Source organism: Pantoea sp. At-9b (assembly GCF_000175935.2).
Taxonomy (GTDB): Bacteria; Pseudomonadota; Gammaproteobacteria; order Enterobacterales; family Enterobacteriaceae; genus Pantoea.
This window is the reverse complement of the sequence record NC_014837.1, coordinates 1,298,314-1,317,357: the sequence shown is the minus strand read 5'-3', so window position 1 is coordinate 1,317,357 and position 19,044 is coordinate 1,298,314. Positions and strand designations below refer to the sequence as shown.

At 56.0% G+C, this 19,044-nt stretch carries 20 protein-coding genes and 1 riboswitch; of the genes, 6 read left to right on the top strand and 14 right to left on the bottom strand.

Features of this window, described 5'->3' with window-relative positions:
- Position 1: 1 nt before the first annotated feature.
- From moaD to moaA, 4 genes are all read right to left on the bottom strand, one after another.
- Positions 2–247, bottom strand: a complete 246-nt coding sequence (gene moaD, locus PAT9B_RS05970; RefSeq protein WP_013508356.1) for a molybdopterin synthase sulfur carrier subunit — start codon at positions 245–247, stop codon at positions 2–4.
- Entirely contained in the window at positions 240–725 is a 486-nt protein-coding gene (gene moaC, locus PAT9B_RS05965) for a cyclic pyranopterin monophosphate synthase MoaC (protein ID WP_013508355.1), read from the bottom strand. Before moaC ends, moaD begins: the two co-directional genes overlap by 8 nt.
- Positions 726–727: 2 nt before the next feature.
- Positions 728–1,243 (bottom strand): molybdenum cofactor biosynthesis protein B, encoded by a 516-nt coding sequence (gene moaB / locus PAT9B_RS05960; RefSeq protein WP_013508354.1) that lies wholly within the window; start codon positions 1,241–1,243, stop codon positions 728–730.
- 16 nt (positions 1,244–1,259) lie between these two features.
- Entirely contained in the window at positions 1,260–2,264 is a 1,005-nt protein-coding gene (gene moaA, locus PAT9B_RS05955) for a GTP 3',8-cyclase MoaA (RefSeq protein WP_369700782.1), read from the bottom strand.
- Positions 2,236–2,371, bottom strand: a riboswitch (molybdenum cofactor riboswitch). (Overlaps the previous gene by 29 nt.)
- A 193-nt stretch (positions 2,372–2,564) precedes the next feature.
- Between moaA and yvcK the strand changes: the two genes are divergently transcribed.
- Positions 2,565–3,467, top strand: coding sequence for a uridine diphosphate-N-acetylglucosamine-binding protein YvcK (yvcK, locus tag PAT9B_RS05950; RefSeq protein WP_013508352.1), 903 nt, complete (start codon positions 2,565–2,567; stop codon positions 3,465–3,467).
- Between the two features lie 76 nt (positions 3,468–3,543).
- On the opposite strand, the gene uvrB is transcribed toward yvcK, so the two are convergent.
- Positions 3,544–5,565: an excinuclease ABC subunit UvrB gene (uvrB, locus tag PAT9B_RS05945; RefSeq protein ID WP_013508351.1), complete on the bottom strand. Its 2,022-nt coding sequence runs from the start codon at positions 5,563–5,565 to the stop codon at positions 3,544–3,546.
- A gap of 896 nt (positions 5,566–6,461) precedes the next feature.
- On the opposite strand from uvrB, the gene PAT9B_RS05935 reads away from it, so the two are divergent.
- Positions 6,462–7,178: an ABC transporter ATP-binding protein gene (locus PAT9B_RS05935; RefSeq protein WP_013508350.1), complete on the top strand. Its 717-nt coding sequence runs from the start codon at positions 6,462–6,464 to the stop codon at positions 7,176–7,178.
- Positions 7,179–7,197: 19 nt separating this feature from the next.
- Here PAT9B_RS05935 and bioD read toward each other — a convergent pair whose 3' ends face one another.
- From bioD to bioB, 4 genes are read right to left on the bottom strand one after another with little or no spacing between them, the layout of a single operon-like run.
- A complete protein-coding gene (gene bioD / locus PAT9B_RS05930; RefSeq protein ID WP_013508349.1) occupies positions 7,198–7,869 on the bottom strand; it encodes a dethiobiotin synthase in 672 nt (223 codons plus the stop codon).
- Positions 7,866–8,621, bottom strand: a complete 756-nt coding sequence (bioC, locus tag PAT9B_RS05925; RefSeq protein WP_013508348.1) for a malonyl-ACP O-methyltransferase BioC — start codon at positions 8,619–8,621, stop codon at positions 7,866–7,868. Before bioC ends, bioD begins: the two co-directional genes overlap by 4 nt.
- A complete protein-coding gene (bioF, locus tag PAT9B_RS05920; RefSeq protein WP_013508347.1) occupies positions 8,602–9,756 on the bottom strand; it encodes an 8-amino-7-oxononanoate synthase in 1,155 nt (384 codons plus the stop codon). Before bioF ends, bioC begins: the two co-directional genes overlap by 20 nt.
- Positions 9,756–10,787, bottom strand: a complete 1,032-nt coding sequence (gene bioB, locus PAT9B_RS05915) for a biotin synthase BioB (RefSeq protein ID WP_013508346.1) — start codon at positions 10,785–10,787, stop codon at positions 9,756–9,758. Before bioB ends, bioF begins: the two co-directional genes overlap by 1 nt.
- A gap of 86 nt (positions 10,788–10,873) precedes the next feature.
- Here bioB and bioA point away from each other — a divergent pair, with 86 nt between their 5' ends.
- Complete coding sequence (gene bioA / locus PAT9B_RS05910) at positions 10,874–12,166, top strand: adenosylmethionine--8-amino-7-oxononanoate transaminase (RefSeq protein ID WP_013508345.1); 1,293 nt, start codon at positions 10,874–10,876, stop codon at positions 12,164–12,166.
- 153 nt (positions 12,167–12,319) lie between these two features.
- Positions 12,320–13,225: an Rpn family recombination-promoting nuclease/putative transposase gene (locus tag PAT9B_RS05905; protein ID WP_013508344.1), complete on the top strand. Its 906-nt coding sequence runs from the start codon at positions 12,320–12,322 to the stop codon at positions 13,223–13,225.
- A 100-nt stretch (positions 13,226–13,325) separates the two neighbouring features.
- Here PAT9B_RS05905 and pgl read toward each other — a convergent pair whose 3' ends face one another.
- Positions 13,326–14,324: a 6-phosphogluconolactonase gene (gene pgl / locus PAT9B_RS05900; protein WP_013508343.1), complete on the bottom strand. Its 999-nt coding sequence runs from the start codon at positions 14,322–14,324 to the stop codon at positions 13,326–13,328.
- Positions 14,325–14,468: 144 nt separating this feature from the next.
- On the opposite strand from pgl, the gene PAT9B_RS05895 reads away from it, so the two are divergent.
- A complete protein-coding gene (locus tag PAT9B_RS05895) occupies positions 14,469–15,287 on the top strand; it encodes a pyridoxal phosphatase (RefSeq protein WP_013508342.1) in 819 nt (272 codons plus the stop codon).
- Here PAT9B_RS05895 and modC read toward each other — a convergent pair whose 3' ends face one another.
- The 4 genes from modC to PAT9B_RS29615 form a co-directional block, all read right to left on the bottom strand.
- A complete protein-coding gene (gene modC / locus PAT9B_RS05890; RefSeq protein ID WP_013508341.1) occupies positions 15,288–16,346 on the bottom strand; it encodes a molybdenum ABC transporter ATP-binding protein ModC in 1,059 nt (352 codons plus the stop codon).
- Entirely contained in the window at positions 16,346–17,035 is a 690-nt protein-coding gene (gene modB, locus PAT9B_RS05885) for a molybdate ABC transporter permease subunit (protein ID WP_013508340.1), read from the bottom strand. The genes modC and modB overlap by 1 nt, the downstream gene beginning before the upstream one ends.
- The gene (gene modA, locus PAT9B_RS05880) at positions 17,032–17,805 is read right to left on the bottom strand and encodes a molybdate ABC transporter substrate-binding protein (protein WP_013508339.1); all 774 of its coding nucleotides are present in this window, start codon (positions 17,803–17,805) and stop codon (positions 17,032–17,034) included. Before modA ends, modB begins: the two co-directional genes overlap by 4 nt.
- A gap of 129 nt (positions 17,806–17,934) precedes the next feature.
- Positions 17,935–18,093 (bottom strand): AcrZ family multidrug efflux pump-associated protein, encoded by a 159-nt coding sequence (locus PAT9B_RS29615; RefSeq protein ID WP_013508338.1) that lies wholly within the window; start codon positions 18,091–18,093, stop codon positions 17,935–17,937.
- A gap of 118 nt (positions 18,094–18,211) precedes the next feature.
- Here PAT9B_RS29615 and modE point away from each other — a divergent pair, with 118 nt between their 5' ends.
- Complete coding sequence (modE, locus tag PAT9B_RS05870; protein ID WP_013508337.1) at positions 18,212–18,994, top strand: molybdenum-dependent transcriptional regulator; 783 nt, start codon at positions 18,212–18,214, stop codon at positions 18,992–18,994.
- Positions 18,995–19,044 lie beyond the last annotated feature (50 nt).

The window sequence follows — 19,044 nt, the reverse complement described above, 5'->3', positions numbered from 1 at the left end:
ATCAGCCCCCGGTCACTGGCGGGAAGAAAGCCACTTCATCCCCGGCACGTAACGGATGGCTCATTGGCACCAGCGTTTGGTTGACTGCTGCCAGTAATTTGCCGGACTCCAGCGCCAGTGCCCAGCGGTCACTTTTCGTCGCCAGTGCGCTACGCAGTGCCGCGACATCGGCATATTCCGGGGATAACTCCAGTGCGCTGGTCCCCGTCAGCTCGCGCACCTGGGCAAAAAACAGCACCTTAATCATGGGACACCGCCTGAAAATCACCGGATTTGCCACCACTTTTGCTCAGCAGCCGTAACTGGTCGATGACGATGTCTTTTTGCACCGCTTTACACATGTCATAAATGGTCAGCGCGGCGACCGAGGCCGCAGTCAGCGCTTCCATCTCAACGCCGGTTTTGCCTGTCAGACGGCAACGCGACGTCACGCGCACCCGGCGGTGCTCGGGTTCAGCGACCAGCGTCACCTCCACATTGCTCAGCATCAGCGGATGACACAGCGGAATCAGTTCCCAGGTACGTTTTGCCGCCTGAATCCCGGCAATGCGGGCAGTCGCGAACACATCACCTTTGTGATGGCTGCCATCGATGATCATTTGCAGCGTTTGCGGTTGCATCAGCACCAGCGCTTCCGCCTGGGCTTCACGCACCGTTTCGGTTTTGCCGGAGACATCGACCATATGGGCCTCACCGGCAGCATTGATATGGGTTAACGAGGACATACTTACAACTTCTTCAAATGTGAGACAAAATGACACGGACGGGTACGCGCATCCAACTGATCGGCGATGATACGTTCCCAGGCACTGCGGCAGGCATTGCCGGAACCGGGTACGGCGAAAATCAGCGTCTGATTCGCCATGCCCGCCACTGCACGCGACTGCAAAGTGGCACTGCCGATCTCTTCGTAAGAGATCATGCGGAACAACTCACCAAATCCCTCAATTTCCCGATCAAACAGCGGCAGCAGCGCTTCAGGCGTGCTGTTTTTGCTGTTAAAACCGGTGCCACCATTGATGATGACCACCTGGACATCTTCGCTGGCGATCCAGCGCGAAACCGTCGCGCGAATACGATAACGGTTATCCGCCACAATCGCGTGGTCCACCACCTGATGCCCGGCTTCACTCAGCGCTTCGCGCAGGTAATCACCGGAGGTGTCATTTGTGGCATCGCGGCTGTCGGACACGGTCATCACCGCCACATTAAGGGCAACAAAGTCGCCGGAAGGTTTACTCATGGCCATAACTCCTTTGTCAGCCACCAATGAAGGAAAGATTTTGGGTAATACCGGTGTTGCCCTGATGCAGAAAATGCGTCTGCTTTTTCTGCCCGAGACTGTGGGCGATACGCGCCTGTAACTCCGCCTGCTGTTGATCGGAGGCCAGCAGATCGCGCAGCGGAACGCCGCCATCGCCAAACAGGCACAGATGCAGGTTGCCGATCGCTGACACCCGCAGGCGATTACAGCTGGCGCAGAAATCTTTTTCGTAAGGCATGATCAGACCGACTTCGCCCTGATAATCCGGGTGGCGAAACACCTGTGCCGGACCGTCACTGCGCCCGCGTGGTTGGCGCTGCCAACCCTGCATAAGCAGTTGATCGCGGATCACCTCGCCGGAGATATGCTGACGACGAAACAACTCGCTGCCCTCACCGGTCTCCATCAGTTCGATAAAACGTAACTGAATCGGGCGGGTGCGGATCCAGTCTAAAAAGGTGGTGAGGCTATGGCTGTTGACATCGCGCATCAGTACGCTGTTGACTTTGACCTTGCTGAAACCCGCCTCGAACGCGGCATCAATACCGGCCATCACCTGATGAAACTTGTCCTGCCCGGTGATGGCATGAAACTGACGGGCATCGAGGCTATCGACGCTGACATTGATGGAGGTCAGTCCGGCAGCACGCCAGTCACGCACATCACGTGCCAGTCGATAGCCGTTGGTGGTCACCGCAATCTGGCGAATGGCGGCATTTTCCCGCACCGCGGCGATAATCTCGGTGAAATCACGACGCAGAGAGGGTTCACCACCGGTCAGGCGCACTTTTTCGGTGCCCGCGGCCGCAAAGGCACGCGTCACGCGACGGATCTCATCCAGCGAGAGAAAACTTTTATTGCGCGTACCCTGCGGTTTGTAGCCGTCGGGCAGGCAATAGGTACAACGGAAGTTACACACATCCGTGACCGACAGGCGCAGATAATAGAAACTGCGCGCGTATGCATCAGTAAATTGTGACACCTGAACACCTTTCCAAATACGGGAGATGCAGTCATTTCTTTCTGCACCCTGGCAGCTCGAGGCTGCGGCCTGAACACCGTATCCACAGGACTTAGGCGATCAGGCTTTGAGTGTATGCTGTCCAACAGGACAACGCGGTTGCATGAATGTTAGCGCGATTTGTTGTTCGCTTCCATTGCGGATTTTCGCTATATATATTGATACATAACGTTTTTTCACCGCATTTTCGCGACAGGATACGTTAAAATAGCCGACAGATTTTGATACATATCAGTTTAACTGCTGCTCAACAGTTGAGCGTCAGTGTTAAGGAGCAACATGAATCGTACCCTGGCAGATTTGGATCGCGTGGTGGCACTGGGCGGTGGGCACGGTCTGGGCCGCGTAATGTCCTCGTTGGCACCGCTCGGCTCGCGCCTGACCGGCATTGTGACCACCACCGATAACGGCGGTTCCACCGGGCGCATCCGTCGTTCAGAAGGCGGTATCGCCTGGGGCGATATGCGCAACTGTATTAATCAGCTGATCACCGAACCCAGCGTGGGATCGGCGATGTTTGAATATCGCTTTACCGGCAACGGCGAACTGGCGGGTCATAATCTGGGCAACCTGATCCTTAAAGCGCTCGATCATCTCAGCGTTCGCCCGCTGGAAGCGATCAACATCATCCGTAATCTACTGAAAGTGGATGCGTTTTTGATCCCGATGTCAGAGCAACCGGTCGATCTGGTGGCGCAGGACAGTGAAGGCAACATGGTGTACGGCGAAACCGCCGTCGATGAGATGCAACAAGCCCCCCAGGAACTGATGCTGCACCCGAACGTGGTGCCCACCCGCGAAGCGCTGGACGCGATTGCCGAAGCCGATCTGATTCTGATCGGGCCTGGCAGTTTTTATACCAGCCTGATGCCCATTCTGCTGATGGAAGAGATGGCGCGTGCGCTGCGCCGCACCCCTGCCACCATGGTATTTATCGGTAATCTCGGGCGTGAACTCAGTCCGGCCGCAGCCAGCCTGACGGTCGCGGATAAACTGGCGATCATGGAAAAAGCGATTGGCAAACGGGTGATTGATGCGGTGGTGGTTAGCCCGGCGGCAGATATTCGCGGCGTGGAAGGACGGCTGATCGTGCGTGAACCGCTGGAGGCGGCGGATATCCAATATCGTCATGACCGCCAGCTCCTGCGCATGGCGCTGGAACACGCCATTCAGGCCTTTTAAAGCAAGGCGTGATTCATCACGCCGCGACAAATTTGCCACTCGCGCCGTTAACCGTAGCGGCGCGATTTATCACGCATTATGATGCCGCAATAAACAGCTCACGCAGTTCGTGCAACTGGTCACGTACCCGCGCCGCTTCTTCAAACTCCAGATTCTGCGCGTGTTGCTGCATCTGCCCTTCCAGCTCGTGAATTTTCTTCTGCATCGCTTGCGGGGTCAGTGCCAGATAGTTGGCCTCGGTTTCGGCGGCACTGCGCGTGGCGGTTTTGCCCTTGCCACGGGTTTTGACCACGTTTTTGCCCAGCTCCAGAATATCGGTAATCTTTTTGTTCAGCCCCTGCGGCACAATACCGTTGACTTCGTTATAGCGCTGCTGCTTCTCGCGACGGCGCTCAGTCTCCTCGATGGCACGAGCCATGGAGTTGGTGATCTTGTCTGCGTAAAGAATCGCTTTACCGTTAATGTTACGCGCGGCGCGGCCAATGGTCTGAATCAGCGAACGTTCCGAACGCAGGAAGCCCTCTTTATCGGCATCGAGAATCGCCACCAGCGACACTTCCGGCATATCCAACCCTTCACGCAACAGGTTAATCCCCACCAGTACATCAAATTCCCCCAGGCGCAGGTCACGAATGATCTCCATACGCTCCACGGTGTCGATGTCCGAGTGCAGATAACGCACCTTCTCGCCGTGTTCTTCCAGATACTCGGTGAGATCTTCCGCCATACGCTTGGTCAGGGTCGTCACCAGCACACGTTCGTTGATCGCAACGCGTTTACGGATTTCCGACAGCAGATCGTCGACCTGCGTGGTTACCGGACGCACTTCGAGGATTGGATCGAGCAGACCGGTCGGGCGTACTACCTGGTCAATCACTTCACCGCCGGATTTCTCCAGCTCATAATTGCCGGGCGTTGCCGAGACATAGATGGTTTGCGGTGCCAGCGCTTCAAACTCTTCAAAGCGCAACGGACGGTTATCCAGCGCTGACGGCAGGCGAAAACCATACTCCACCAGCGTCTCTTTACGCGCGCGGTCGCCGCGATACATGCCGCCAATCTGCGGGATGGTGACGTGGGACTCATCCACCACCAGCAGGCCATCGGCCGGTAAATAGTCGAACAGCGTCGGAGGCGGTTCGCCCGGCCCACGCCCGGAGAGATAGCGTGAATAGTTTTCGATCCCCGAGCAGTAGCCAAGTTCGTTCATCATTTCGAGGTCAAACTGGGTACGTTGGGTAATACGCTGCTCTTCCAGCAGCTTATTGTTCTCCAGCAGCACCTGCCGCCGCACCACCAGCTCTTTCTTGATCTCTTCCATCGATTGCAGGATGCGTTCGCGCGGCGTGACGTAGTGGGTTTTCGGATAGACCGTAAAACGCGGCACCACCGACACCACCTGACCGGTCAGCGGGTCAAACAATGACAACCGCTCCACTTCTTCATCAAACAGTTCGACACGCAACGCGATGTCATCCGATTCCGCCGGAAAGATATCGATGACTTCACCGCGCACGCGGAAAGTACCGCGCTGAAACACCTGATCATTACGGGTATATTGCAGCTCCGCCAGACGACGCAGGATGCTGCGCTGATCGATGATCATGCCCCGTGTCAGATGCAGCATCATTTTGAGGTAAAGATCGGGATCGCCCAGACCGTAGATGGCTGACACCGATGCCACCACGATGACGTCGCGTCGCTCAAGCAATGCCTTGGTGGCGGACAGGCGCATCTGCTCGATGTGCTCATTCACCGACGCATCCTTCTCGATAAAGGTATCAGAACTGGGCACATAGGCTTCAGGTTGATAGTAATCGTAGTAGGAGACGAAGAACTCGACCGCGTTGTCCGGGAAGAACTCCTTCATCTCACCGTACAGCTGCGCCGCGAGTGTCTTGTTCGGTGCCAGCACCATGGTTGGCCGGTTGAGATCGGCAATCACGTTGGCGACGGTAAAGGTTTTTCCCGAACCGGTTACCCCAAGCAGCGTCTGATGTGCCAGGCCGTCTTCCAGACCCTCCTCCAGACGACGAATCGCCTCAGGCTGATCCCCTGAAGGTTTAAATGCGGAGTTGAGTTTGAAGGCTTTACTCATGGTTTTTCGGTTCCTGCTGGAGATGTCGGCGGGCAGGCTGCTAATTCTACTCCGCTACGGCGAATTTGCCAGAAAAAAATACTGGATATATTTACAGATATCTTGCACGATAACGGGGAGTGGCAACGACTCGCTTCAGTGCAATTTATGCGGCAGCAGGCAAAACCTTGTTGCGCAAGGTTATCCCCAGGAGGGTGATGCTTTTAACATTTGTCAATAGAGCGTCATAAAATTGCAGTTGTATGACCGACAAGATAAATCTCAGGCTTGATTTTAACTAACATATTGATTTTTTGATAAGTTATCAAAAAGCCCAGTTTCTCAGCATAATGTATCCAGGCCGCGTATTTCCTCGCTTGCGCTCTGTTTTCAGTCTCTAATGCACAAGGTTATCCACAGGAATGGTGGATAACTGACGGCAGCCCCGCCGCCATCGCCTGTGCATAATTTTCCAGGCCTTGTCCTGGCGTGCGAAAAAATTTTTTTTTGCGTTTATTTTTCCCACAGCTCGCGCGGCATTAACTATTCTTTTTCCGGACTGAAGGTGCTGCGAGTCTGAAAAAACCAGTAAATAAGGCCACTTATTCCTGAGCGTTCTGCCTTATTACGGCACAAATGCACCAGAAACGTTAAGCATTCAGCACCGCTAAAGTGCAGGTGTTTTATCACTTCTGGCAATTGTTAAGCATTGCTCAACTTTAATCACTGATTACGCCGCGCCGCTGATGCTTTTTTGCATCACCCTGGCAAACTGGCCTGGTAATTGCAGGTTTCTCCATAAGCATTCGCATCAACGCATTGATGGTGAGAGTGGCAATGATGAATCGTGTTTGACTGTATGCCAGACGACACAGAGCGGGAGCATTCAGGCTAATTATCTGTAAGGAGAATGTCAGATGCTGAGTTTACGTTCGGTGAATCAGTTTTACGGTCAAAATCATATTCTGTGGGATGTGGATTTGGATCTGCCACCTGGCACCTGCACTGGCGTGCTGGGTAGCCCGGGCATGGGCAAAACCACGCTGGTCAACTGCATTATGGGACGGCTGCCCATTAACAGCGGTTCCATGACCTGGCAGGAAGACGGTTCCCCCCCGGAAGACTTGTTGCTGCAACCGGCAGAACAACGGGCGCGCATGGGGATCGGTTACGTACCGCAGGGGCGGCACATCTTCTCGCAGATGAGCGTGGAAGATAACCTGTTAATTGCGCTGATGGCGGCCCATGACGATCGCAGCCGTGCCATTCCGGAAATGGTATTCGATTTATTCCCAGCGCTTTACTCCTTACGCCACCAGCGCAGCGGTGAGCTGCCGATGGATCAGCAACAACAGCTGGCGTTGGCACGTGCCTTAGTGCTGCAACCGAAATTGCTGATCCTTGATGAACCCACCGAGGGCATGTCGCCGTGGCTGGAAGAGGAAATGGGTAACCTGATCCGCCGTCTGAATCGTGATTATGGCCTGACCATTTTGCTGTTGGAGCAGCATGTCTCGTTTATCCGCCGTGTCGCGGACTATTTTCTGCTGCTGCATCGTGGCCGTAACGTGGCACAAGGTAAAGTGGCACAATTGGATGATGTCACCATCAATAAATGGTTGACGGTGACCTGAGCAGCGATGCCGGGCTGTTTTATTGCGGCAGCGTCAGATAACGACCGCACTCGGCCTGCTGTGCGTCATCCGTGAGATACGGAATTTCGCCCAGGCAGGGTGCATCAAGACGCTGACGTAACGTTGCCAGATACTCCTGATGCCGCTTACCCGGCGGCTGAATGGTATTGGCAATCCAACCCGCGAGACGCAAGCCACTGGCCTGTACTGCGGCAGCAGTCAGCATCGCGTGGTTGATACAACCCAGTTTGACGCCCACCACCAGAATCACCGGCAGCTGTTCCGCCACCACCCAATCGGCATAGGTTTGCGTTGCCGACAGCGGGGTGAACCATCCTCCGGCCCCTTCCACCAACACCCATTCTGCCTGTTGTTCCAGCTCACGCAGCCCGGCAGACAGGGCGCTAAAATGGATTGGCCTTCCCTCTTCGGCGCTGACGATATGCGGTGACGTCGGTTCAAGAAAGGCCAGCGGGTTGACCTGCTCATAGCGCAACGCCAGGGAACTGTAACGTTGTAGCGCCAGCGCATCGCTGTTGCGGATGCCCTCAACCGTTGCCTCACAACCCGAGGCGACCGGCTTGTAACCTGCGGTGACGAATCCTGCGGCACCCGCCGCTTGCAGCAACGCGCCACTGGCCACCGTCTTACCGACCTCGGTATCGGTGCCCGTAATAAACCAGCGTTTCATGCCGTTAATACTCCATACATCAGATGATAACTCAGGCGATAACCCGCCTCGTCCTGTGACCAGACCTGCTCCAGTCGTGCCAGCTGGCTTCGCGTCAATAATCCGCCCTGGCGACCATCATGCAGATGAGTTGCGCCAATGCCTTTCAGCGAACGCATCGCGCTCAGCGCACTGGGAAAATGTAAAGTGAGGGTCTGCTGCGTACTGCGCAGCGCCAGGCCCTCGGTTGCGACGGCGATTTGCGCTGCGCTGAGAAAACGGTTGGCGTGCTGACGTCCATCCAGTTGCGCCCAGGCCTGATGGACTTCATGCAGCGAACCGGCCAGCAAGGTGGAAAACACCACGCTGCCTCCAGGGCGGGTTACGCGCAAAAAATGCTGCAACGCGGTGCGCAGGTCACTGCTCCATTGCACCGCGAGGTTGCTCCATACGCCATCAACACAGGCATCCGGCAGTGGCAACGCATCTATATCACCCTGCACATAATGTTGTGCCGAATGCTGGTGTGCGGCACTCTCCAGCATCGCTGGCGAGAGATCGAGTGCGGTCAGGGTACGGCCGCGATCGCGCCAGTAGCGGCTATACCAGCCAGTCCCACATCCGGCATCCAGCAAATGCGGGCCAAATCCGGCGGGTGCCAGCGCCAGTAGCGCATCGCCACTCTGCCGTTGCAGTTCCGCGTACTGTTCATAATGCTGCGCCGCGCGGCCAAAGGCCTGCGCCACCGCCTGTTTATTGACGTGCAGCGTCATACAGCGCCTCCAGCAGACGATCGATATCGTCAGGTTCATGCGCCGCCGTTAAGGTAATGCGCAGGCGAGCGGTACCCGGCGGCACCGTCGGGGGGCGGATGGCACTCACCCAACATCCCGCAGCCTTCAGTTGCTGTGATAACGCCAGCGCTGCGCTGTTCTCCCCGACCACCAACGGCTGAATGGCGCTGTCTGACGACATCAATTGCCATGGCAAATCCGCCGCGCCAGCGCGAAAACGCGTGATATTGCTGTGTAACCGCGCCCGCAGTTCATCACCTTGCTGAATTTGCTGCAACGCCGCCCGCAGCGCGTAGCACTGTGCCGGTGGCATCGCGGTGGAATAAATTAAATGACGGGCAAACTGTTCGACATAATCGGCGGTCGCGTCATCGCACAGCAAGGCCGCCCCGCTCACACCAAAGCCTTTGCCAAAGGTGACAATCAGCAATTCCGGCTGCACCTGCTGCTGCCAGCAGCTACCGCGCCCCTGTTCCCCGGTCACGCCAATGCCATGGGCATCATCCACCAGCAACCAGCCATTGGCGCGTTGCGTTTCCGCAGCAAGCTGCGCCAACGGTGCGCTGTCGCCATCCATGCTGAAGACACCCTCGGTGACCACCAGCGTATTCCCCTCTACCGGCGTCGCCAGCAGCTTTGCCAGACTGGCTGGCTGGTTGTGGGCAAAACGGCGCAGCGTGGCCGGGCTATGGCTGGCCGCATCCAGCAATGAGGCATGTGCCAGCTTATCGGCCACAATCCGGTCCGACTTTTCTGCCAGCAGGTGGATCACCGCCTGATTAGCGGCAAATCCCGAGATAAACAGCAGCGCACGGCGATACCCCAGCCAGTCGGCTAGCTCTTCTTCCAGTTGCGCATGATGACGGCTGAAGCCGGTCACATGTCCCGATGCGCCGGCCCCGGCCCCGGCCTCGGCAGCCCCTTGTTGCCAGGCGGCAATCACCGCCGGATGCTGACTCAAGCCAAGATAATCGTTACTGGAGAAGTGGCAATAGCGTTGTCCGGCAACGGTCAGCTCGCGCACCGTGTTGTGTTCCACACGGACGCGTTGCCGCCAGCCGTCGGCGGCACGCCGCGCCGCCAGCGCCTGTTCGATGCGTTGCGACCAGCTCATTACACCGCCGCGTTGTAGAACTGCGCGGTATCGGCATGCAGCAATTGTTCGCTCAGCTGATACTGCTGTTCGTTATCACCGGCGGTAGTGGCGGTGTGCTCCGGGTTGAGTCCCAGTTTGCGGAACAAAATCAGATCTTTGTCCTCTTCCGGGTTTGGGGTGGTCAGCAGCTTGCAGCCGTAGAAAATCGAGTTTGCCCCGGCCATAAAACACATCGCCTGAGTCTGTTCGCTCATCTGTTCACGACCGGCCGAAAGGCGCACGTGGGAAGATGGCATCATGATACGTGCCACCGCGATGGTGCGGATAAAATCGAACGGTTCAACATCGTCATTGTCGGCCAGCGGTGTGCCTTTGACCTTCACCAGCATGTTGATCGGCACGCTTTCCGGCGGCGTCGGCAGGTTAGCCAGCTGCACCAGCAAACCGGCACGATCTTTTACCGTTTCGCCCAGGCCAACGATACCGCCCGAACACACCTTAATGCCCGCGCCACGCACTTTGTCCAGTGTATCCAGACGCTCCTGGTAGCTACGCGTAGTGATGATGCTGCCGTAAAATTCCGGCGAGGTGTCGAGATTGTGGTTGTAAAAATCCAGACCGGCATGCGCCAGGCGCTGCGCCTGGGTGTCATTGAGGGTGCCGAGGGTCATGCAGGTTTCCATCCCCATCGCTTTCACGCCCTGCACCATCTGCTCCAGGTACGGCATGTCGCGGTCGTGCGGATTTTTCCATGCCGCCCCCATACAGAAACGGCTCGAACCGGCGGCTTTGGCTTTGCGCGCCGACTCCAGCACCGCTTCCACCTCCATCAGACGTTCCGATTCCAGCCCGGTTTTGTAGCGCGCGCTCTGCGGGCAATATTTACAATCTTCCGGGCAGGCCCCGGTTTTGATCGACAGCAGCGTACTGACCTGTACCTGACGTGGGTCGAAATGTTGGCGGTGTACCTGCTGCGCCTCAAACATTAGCTCAAGGAAAGGTTTGTCGAACAGTGCCTGGGCTTGTGCCAGTGTCCAGCGATGTGCCATTGCTTCACTCCAGAAAAGGGTTCATCCTGACGATTAACGTGGTTATACTTGTAAACTATATTTTTTATTTTTGGTTTACAACACCCATGTTCACTCAGGACGATCTCAATTTCGACCGCCAGCATATCTGGCATCCCTACACCTCAATGCGTGATCCCCTGCCCTGCTACCCGGTTGTCGCGGCGCAGGGCTGCCAGTTGCAGCTGGCGGATGGCCGTGAATTAGTGGATGGCATGTCGTCATGGTGGGCCGCCATTCACGGATATAACCATCCGCGCCTCAATCAGGCATTGCAGACCCAACTGACGCAGATGTCACACGTGATGTTTGGCGGTATCACCCACCCGGCGGCGGTGGAGCTGTGCCGTCAGTTGGTGGCGATGACGCCAGAAGCACTCGAATGCGTGTTCCTCGCCGATTCGGGGTCGATCGCCGTCGAAGTTGCGATGAAAATGGCGCTGCAATACTGGTTGGGACGTAACGAAACCCGGCAAAAATTCCTCACCCTGAAACGCGGTTATCACGGTGACACCTTTGCCGCGATGTCGGTGTGCGATCCGCATAACTCGATGCATAGTTTGTGGCGTGGTTATCTGCCGGAGCACCTGTTCGCAGCCGCGCCTGAGCGGGGATTTGCTGCGGTGTGGGATGAGGCGGATTTCGCGGATTTTGCCCGCCTGGCGGAACACCATCACCGACAGATTGCAGCGGTGATCCTCGAACCCATCGTGCAGGGCGCAGGCGGTATGCGTTTTTATCATCCACGCTATTTGCAGCGGGTGCGTGAACTGTGCGATCGCTACGGTTTGCTGTTGATTGCCGACGAGATCGCCACCGGTTTTGGTCGCAGTGGCAAACTGTTCGCCTGCGAACACGCTGGCATCGTGCCGGATATCTTGTGTCTGGGTAAAGCCCTGACGGGCGGCACCATGACGCTCTCCGCCACCCTCACCACCCGTGAGGTGGCCGATACCATCAGCAACAGCGCGGCTGGCTGCTTTATGCATGGCCCAACCTTTATGGGCAATCCGCTGGCCTGCGCGGTGGCAGTCGAGAGCCTGAAGATCGTGAATGAAGGTCACTGGCCTGAGCAGGTGGCGCGGATTGAACAACAGTTGCGTGCGGCCTTGCTGCCGTTGGCTCACCATCCGGCGGTCGCGGATGCGCGCGTTCTGGGGGCGATTGGTGTGATTGAAACGCAGCAGGCAGTGAATATGGCGGCGCTGCAACAGTTCTTTGTCGAGCGTGGCGTGTGGATTCGCCCGTTTGGGCGTTTGATTTATCTGATGCCACCCTATGTGATTACGCCTGCGGAGCTGGCAACGCTGACCGATGCCGTGCGCGACGCGCTGGATTTTTCGCATCATTTTCAGGGGTAGCGAGCCAAACGGTAGACGCCAGATTTGCTGACATTACCCTGAATATAATCTGAACACCTTAAATTCCCCTGATGATTTTATGTCTTTTATTTCAGGGGGATAGTACCTGTGTTAACGTCCCGGCACGCCGATAGCACAGACAGGAATGAGGTTATGAGTGTCGTCTCCGCCCCGCATGATGCGCTGTTCAAAAAGTTTCTCAGTCATCTCCCTGTCGCCAGGCAATTCCTGGAGATTCACCTGCCGCAATCCATTCGTGAGCACTGCGATCTGGATAAACTGCAAGTCGTACCGACCACCTTTATTGAACGGGATCTGAGTGCACTGTATTCAGACGTGCTGCTATCCATGAAAACCGATGATGGAGAGGGCTATATCTATGCCCTGATTGAGCATCAAAGCACGCCTGATAAGCATATGACTCTTCGCATGATGCGTTATACCCTTGCTGCCATACAGCGGCACCTTGATGAAGGCCATCACGACGTGCCACTGGTCATTCCTATTTTGTTCTATCAAGGGAAAACCAGCCCCTATCCCTACTCCATGAACTGGCTGGAATCATTCCGCAACCCGGTTCTGGCTAAACAGATTTTTTGCCATTCCTTTCCTTTAGTTGATGTCACTGTTATTCCTGACGAGGAAATCATGGCACACCGCGATGTGGCCCGATTAGAAATGGCGCATAAAATCATACGCCTGCGAGACATATTGGAAAATATAGACCCAATGGCAACACTCCTGGCTCTGGATTACAATGATGATCTCTCAATCGACGTAGTCTTTTATCTGCTGCGATACGGCAACACCGACGATCGTGAAAAGATCGTCAAAATACTGATCCAGGCTAAACCGCAACTTGAGGGTAAAATTATGACAATCGAAGAACAGTGGCGGCAGGAGTCTCGTCAGGAAGGACGCCAGGAAGGGCGGAAGGAGGGGCGACAGGAAGTGATGTTGGAATTGGCACAACGTATGCTTCGTGAACAATTCGACCTGAACACCATCATGAAATTGACCGGTCTGAGTGAAGGAGAGTTGCGGCAGCTCAATGGTTGAGAACCGCCCCTCAAGTAGCGACACAATTTATCACGTGACGTTGCCTCTGTTCGCCAGCAGCGGGTGATAAATCGTGCCGTCTGAGTATAAATGTAACAACTTATCCCAACGGGTGAATCACCACCCACATCGGGCCTTGTCCGACGGCATAGCGCGCCAGTGGCGTCAACAGACCGCGATCGTCGCTAATTTTATACACCTCGATATGGTGCGATTTCTGTCCCGCCGCCACCAGGTATTGACCACTGTGGTCGATGTTAAAACCACGCGGCTGTGTCTCTGTCGGCTGGAAGCCTTCAATGTTCAGCAGGCCACCATCTTCGCTGACGCTGAACACCGTAATGGTGCTGTTGGTACGATCGCAGGCATACAGGAAACGGCCATCCGGCGTCAGGTGGATATCCGCAGCCCAGCGGGTACCGCTGAAATCCGCAGGCATCATATTCAGGCTCTGCACACGTTCCACTTCACCGTGTGCATTGCTTAACGCCCAGACATCCACGCTGCTGTCCAGTTCGTTGACGCAGTAGCTGTAGTGGCCATTGGGGTGGAACGCCATATGACGTGGGCCAGCGCCCTCTACGGTGGTGACCTGGGCTTGTGCGGCGGGTGTCAGGCTGCCATCGCTGCCCAACTGGAACAAACAAATGCGATCCTGCTTCAGCGCCGGAACAAACAGTGTCTGATTTTTCACATCAATATTGGCGGAGTGACACCCCTCCAGCCCGCCGATCACCTGGCTCGGTGCCTGCGGCAGACCATCGCTGCCAATCGGACTGATGCTGACACAAGCGTCATTGTAAGAACCACAAAACAGGAAGTTACCCTGACGATCGGTAGAAATGTGCGTCGGGCTGCCCGGCAGCGGTGCCTCACCGGCTTCGCTCAGGGTGCCATCTGCGGCAATGCGGTACGCCAGCACGCGAAAATTCGGACGCACGCCAACATAGAGGAAATCTTTCTTCGGGCTGACCACCATCGGCTGCACCTGACCGGCGACATCCGTCACCTGTAATAACGTCAGCGTGCCATCTTCCTGTAACTGCCAGGCGTGAATCTGCTGGCTCTCGGGGCTGGCGGTATACACGACTTGTTTCATGCGTTCTCCTTGTTCGGCTTGCTGAAAGGGTATCACTGTAGCGCGTTTCATTTTGCCGCGCAGGAATCATTTGTGCCCTGCTTTTTGTCTCAAAGCGGTCACCCGGTGTAGACTGTTTGCTTTGTAACCCAGACGGAAAGAGTAATGAGCTACCGCGTAATCGCCCTTGATCTCGACGGCACCCTGTTGACCCCGCGTAAAACCATTCTGCCTGAATCCCTTGAAGCCCTGGCCCGCGCGCAGCAGGCAGGCGTCAAAGTGCTGATTGTTACCGGTCGCCACCATTGTGCCATCCATCCTTTTTATCAGGCACTGAAGCTGGATACACCCGCTATCTGCTGTAACGGCACCTATTTGTATGATTATCAGACTAAAAAGGTGCTGGCATCCGATCCGCTGGAAAAATCACAGGCGTTACGGGTGATTGAGATGCTGGATGAGCAGCAAATTCACGGTCTGCTGTATGTCGATGACGCGATGCTTTACCAGGAGCCGACCGGCCACGTGACCCGTACTCTTAACTGGGCGGAATCGCTGCCCGCAGCACAACGTCCAACCTTCCTCCATGTGCCGAGCCTGGTGCAGGCCGCGCAGGATGCACAGTCGATCTGGAAATTCGCCCTGTCCCATGCCGATACCCAGGCGCTGCAACAGTTTGCCGAGCGCACCGAAGCCGAACTGGGACTGGCATGTGAATGGTCATGGCACGATCAGGTGGATATCGCGCAGCGCGGCAACAGCAAAGGCAAACGCCTCGCGCAATGGGTGGCAAGCCAGGGATTGAGCATGCAAGACGTGCTGGCGTTTGGTGATAACTACAACGACCTTAGCATGCTGGAACACGTCGGTCTGGGCGTGGCGATGGGCAATGCCGATGACGCGATCAAAGCACGCGCGCGCAAGGTGATTGGCACCAATCTGGAGCCTGGCATTGCCGAGGTGATTTACCAGGAAATCCTGTAATCAGGCGGTAATCGACACGCTTTTAATCTGGGCATACAGCCACTGATCAGGCCGAATGCCCAGCTCGTCGCGCGCCCACGGCGAAATGCGCGCCCACAGCTCGCTGATGCCAATGCGCAGCTTAACTTCTACCTGATCATCAATCTCCAGCAACTCAACCACTTGCGCGGGCAGGATATTGCGAATCGAAGTGTTTTGCGGCGGCTGCAACGCCAGCGACACATCAGCTGACGCGATTCGGATGCGTAAGGCGGTTTTCAACGGCTGATTAACCCGGCTGACCCAGATATGTTGATCCCCCAGCGACAGCGCAGTCATCGGATAATCAGGATGCTGCTCCAGCACCTGCACGCGTAACACACTGGTGCGATCGCTGGCCGGCAGCCATGGTCGCATGGCCGCGCTGCTCCAGACCTTCTCCAGTGAGCCAAAGGCTTTGACCTTGCCGCCATCCAGCACCAGCACGTTATCCGCCAGTTGCAGGATCTCGTCGAGGCTGTGTGACACGTACAACAACGGAATATCCACCTGCTTCGCCAGCTTTTGCAGGTAAGGCATCAGCTCGCGTTTACGCGGCAAATCCAGTGAGGCCAGTGGCTCATCCATCAACAGCATATCCGGTGCCGTCAGTAATGCGCGACCAATCGCCACGCGCTGTTTTTCCCCGCCAGACAGCGACGACGGCGAACGACGCAATAACGCTTCAAGGCCCAATAACGCCACCAGGCTATCGAACTGCGCTTTCATCGCTGCCGCCATACCGTATTGCAGATTACCGCGCACGCTGTAATGCGGGAACAGACGGGCATCCTGAAAGACATAACCGATACGACGTTTTTCCGGCGGTAAATTCACTCCGCTGGCGGCATCAAACAATAGCCGTTCATCCAGTTTGATCTGCCCCTGCTGTGGTTGGGTTAAACCGCCTATCGCGTTAATCAGCGAGGTTTTCCCCGCGCCGGAAACACCAAAAATCGCGGTGATGCCCTTGCCGGGAATTTGCACATCCACATCCAGTTGATGCGTGCCCAACTGTTGGGAAAAGTTCAGTGTCAGCATTAAACCCCCAACCGCTTACGGCCCCAGCGGGCCAGCAGTTCCGACGCCACTAACGATAACAACGCCAGCAAGATCGCTACCGCACACAGACGCGCGGCGGCATTTTCCGCCCCCGGTGTTTCAATCAGGGTAAACATGGCTGACGGGATAGTGCGGGTTTCACCAGGTATATTCGACACGAAGGTGATGGTGGCACCAAATTCGCCCAGCGAACGGGCAAAGGCCAGCACCGTGCCGACAATAATGCCGGGAAAGGTTAAGGGTAAAGTAATGGTGAAGAATACGCGCCAGCGCCCTGCACCGAGGGTGCGCGCCGCCTGTTCCAGTTTGGTATCCACCGCTTCCAGCGCCAGGCGAATGGCACGCACCATCAGCGGGAAAGCAATTACCGCCGCCGCCACCACTGCGCCACGCCAGCTAAAAGCAAAGCTGAAACCAAACCAATCATACAACCATGCGCCGATAAAACCGCGTCGCCCAAGGGCAATCAGCAGCAAATAGCCAACCACCACCGGTGGCAGCACCAGCGGCAAATGGATAACACTATCGAGCAGGGTTTTACCTGGAAACTGACAACGCGCCAGAATCCAGGCCATCAGGATGCCCAACGGCAGGCTGCACAACACCGCCACAGTGGAAACTTTCAGGCTGAGAAACACCGCCTGCCATTCGGGATCACTCAATATCATTTCTTCGGCGTAAATCCATACTGTTTAAACACTGCGGCGGCATCCGGCCCCTGCAAATAGTTGTAGAAGGCTTCTACCGGCGCACGCTGATGTTCTTTGACGATCGCCATCGGATATTCGACGGGCTTGTGGCTGTCTTCCGGGAAACGACCGACCACCTGTACTTTTTGGCTGGCTACCGCATCGGAACCGTAGACGATGCCGTAAGGCGTTTCGTTACGTTCCACCAGCGCCAGCGCTGCACGCACGTTATTGGCCGGAGCCAGTACCGGCACTAACGTATCCCACGCGCCCAGCTTCTGTAACGCTTCTTTCGCGTAAATGCCAGCGGGCACATGATCCGGGTCGCCAACCGCCAGACGCTGGCCTTGCAGCAAACTTTTCCAGTCGGTTTGCGCATTAATGGTTACCGCTTTGGCGCTCTCGCTACGCGGTGCCACCAACACCAAATCGTTACCCAGCAGGGTATAACGCGTGTTATCGATGACGCTTTTTTTCGCCACTGCATCGTCCATCCACTGCTGGTCAGCAGAGATAAACAAATCTGCCGGTGCGCCCTGCTCAATCTGACGCGCCAGCACCGAAGACGATGCAAAGGACGACACCACTTCTACGCCGGTTTTTTTCTGGTATTGCGTGGCGATATCCTGCAACGCGTTAGTCAGTGAGGCCGCGGCAAAAACGGTGATTTTCTCCGCAGCCAGTGCCTGTCCGGCCAGTGAGAAGGTCAGAACGGCAGCGGCACCCCAGCGGTAATGTTTTGATAGCATTTTTAGCTCCTTGTTACGTTATATACTGAATACTACAACGCAGGCTTCGATGCTGTCATGGAGTTTATATCGGCAGGATTTGGCGGAAGTTAAGTGCAAAACGCCCGCAGATAGCGGGCGTTGCAGGAATCAATGTTGTGAGCTGTTGGCGGGACGATCGTCGCGGCGGCCAAATTTAGAGATGACGTTAAAAACTTCACCCAGGCCGTAAATCAACCCCAGCATGATCGCCATTACAATTGGCACCATAATGACGGCTACAGCCAGACTTTTTAGCAGTTCCAGCATGGAAACCTCACGTAAATGATAAAAAAGTGATTGTAACGGCTTGAGAATAAAGTGCCATGCCCTTTTCGTGCTTTTACTTTAGCGCATACAATTGGTGCCATTAACTTAAGGAGCCGACATGCAAGCTGAACTCTCTCTCCATATTCGTCTGCAGCAGAAGTTGTTTGCCGATCCACGCCGTATCGAACTCCTGAAGCGAATTAGGGAAACCGGCTCCATCAGTCAGGGGGCAAAACTGGCGGGTATCAGTTACAAGAGTGCCTGGGACGCCATCAACGACATGAACGGGCTGGCGGATCAAACCCTGGTGGAACGCGCGACCGGCGGCAAAGGCGGCGGCGGCGCACAGCTGACACGCTATGGTGAACGCCTGATCCAGTTGTTCCAGCTGATGGAGCAGATCCAACAGAAAGCCTTCGATGTGCTGCAAAACGACAGCCTGCCGCTTGATAGTCTGCTGGCCGCCATCGCGCGCTTTTCACTGCAAACCAGCGCACGCAATCAGCTATTCGGCACCGTGCTGGCGCGCGACCATCAGCAAGTGGTGCAGCATCTTGACGTATTGTTAAGCGATGGCGTCACCCGTTTGCAGGTAGCCCTGACGCAGCGCAGCGCCGAGCGCTTGCAACTGGAAAGCGGCAAAGAGGTGCTGGTGCTGATCAAAGCGCCGTGGATTCAGGTGAGCCGTACTGCCAGCAGCGGCGATAATCAATTGTCGGTGCAGATTACCGCCATCGATCCCGGTGAGCTGGTCAGCGAGGTGTTAATGGCGCTGCCAGGCGGCGAAATCCTCTGCGCCACCGTACCGAATAGTGAGGTAGCCCAGCAGAATCTACAACCTGGCGACCCGGTCACCGCCAGTTTTAATGCGGAACACGCCATCATTGCCACACTGCTCTGAAATCCCGTCCATGATTTGACTTCACCCGCAGCGGTCGCTAAAACTGAGTG

Bases quoted from the DNA above. Each gene is read 5' to 3' on its own strand.
- moaD (WP_013508356.1), bottom strand. From the start codon at position 247: ATGATTAAGGTGCTGTTTTTTGCCCAGGTGCGCGAGCTGACGGGGACC.
- moaC (WP_013508355.1), bottom strand. From the start codon at position 725: ATGTCCTCGTTAACCCATATCAATGCTGCCGGTGAGGCCCATATGGTC.
- moaB (WP_013508354.1), bottom strand. From the start codon at position 1,243: ATGAGTAAACCTTCCGGCGACTTTGTTGCCCTTAATGTGGCGGTGATG.
- yvcK (WP_013508352.1), top strand. From the start codon at position 2,565: ATGAATCGTACCCTGGCAGATTTGGATCGCGTGGTGGCACTGGGCGGT.
- uvrB (WP_013508351.1), bottom strand. From the start codon at position 5,565: ATGAGTAAAGCCTTCAAACTCAACTCCGCATTTAAACCTTCAGGGGAT.
- PAT9B_RS05935 (WP_013508350.1), top strand. From the start codon at position 6,462: ATGCTGAGTTTACGTTCGGTGAATCAGTTTTACGGTCAAAATCATATT.
- bioD (WP_013508349.1), bottom strand. From the start codon at position 7,869: ATGAAACGCTGGTTTATTACGGGCACCGATACCGAGGTCGGTAAGACG.
- bioC (WP_013508348.1), bottom strand. From the start codon at position 8,621: ATGACGCTGCACGTCAATAAACAGGCGGTGGCGCAGGCCTTTGGCCGC.
- bioF (WP_013508347.1), bottom strand. From the start codon at position 9,756: ATGAGCTGGTCGCAACGCATCGAACAGGCGCTGGCGGCGCGGCGTGCC.
- bioB (WP_013508346.1), bottom strand. From the start codon at position 10,787: ATGGCACATCGCTGGACACTGGCACAAGCCCAGGCACTGTTCGACAAA.
- bioA (WP_013508345.1), top strand. From the start codon at position 10,874: ATGTTCACTCAGGACGATCTCAATTTCGACCGCCAGCATATCTGGCAT.
- PAT9B_RS05905 (WP_013508344.1), top strand. From the start codon at position 12,320: ATGAGTGTCGTCTCCGCCCCGCATGATGCGCTGTTCAAAAAGTTTCTC.
- pgl (WP_013508343.1), bottom strand. From the start codon at position 14,324: ATGAAACAAGTCGTGTATACCGCCAGCCCCGAGAGCCAGCAGATTCAC.
- PAT9B_RS05895 (WP_013508342.1), top strand. From the start codon at position 14,469: ATGAGCTACCGCGTAATCGCCCTTGATCTCGACGGCACCCTGTTGACC.
- modC (WP_013508341.1), bottom strand. From the start codon at position 16,346: ATGCTGACACTGAACTTTTCCCAACAGTTGGGCACGCATCAACTGGAT.
- modB (WP_013508340.1), bottom strand. From the start codon at position 17,035: ATGATATTGAGTGATCCCGAATGGCAGGCGGTGTTTCTCAGCCTGAAA.
- modA (WP_013508339.1), bottom strand. From the start codon at position 17,805: ATGCTATCAAAACATTACCGCTGGGGTGCCGCTGCCGTTCTGACCTTC.
- PAT9B_RS29615 (WP_013508338.1), bottom strand. From the start codon at position 18,093: ATGCTGGAACTGCTAAAAAGTCTGGCTGTAGCCGTCATTATGGTGCCA.
- modE (WP_013508337.1), top strand. From the start codon at position 18,212: ATGCAAGCTGAACTCTCTCTCCATATTCGTCTGCAGCAGAAGTTGTTT.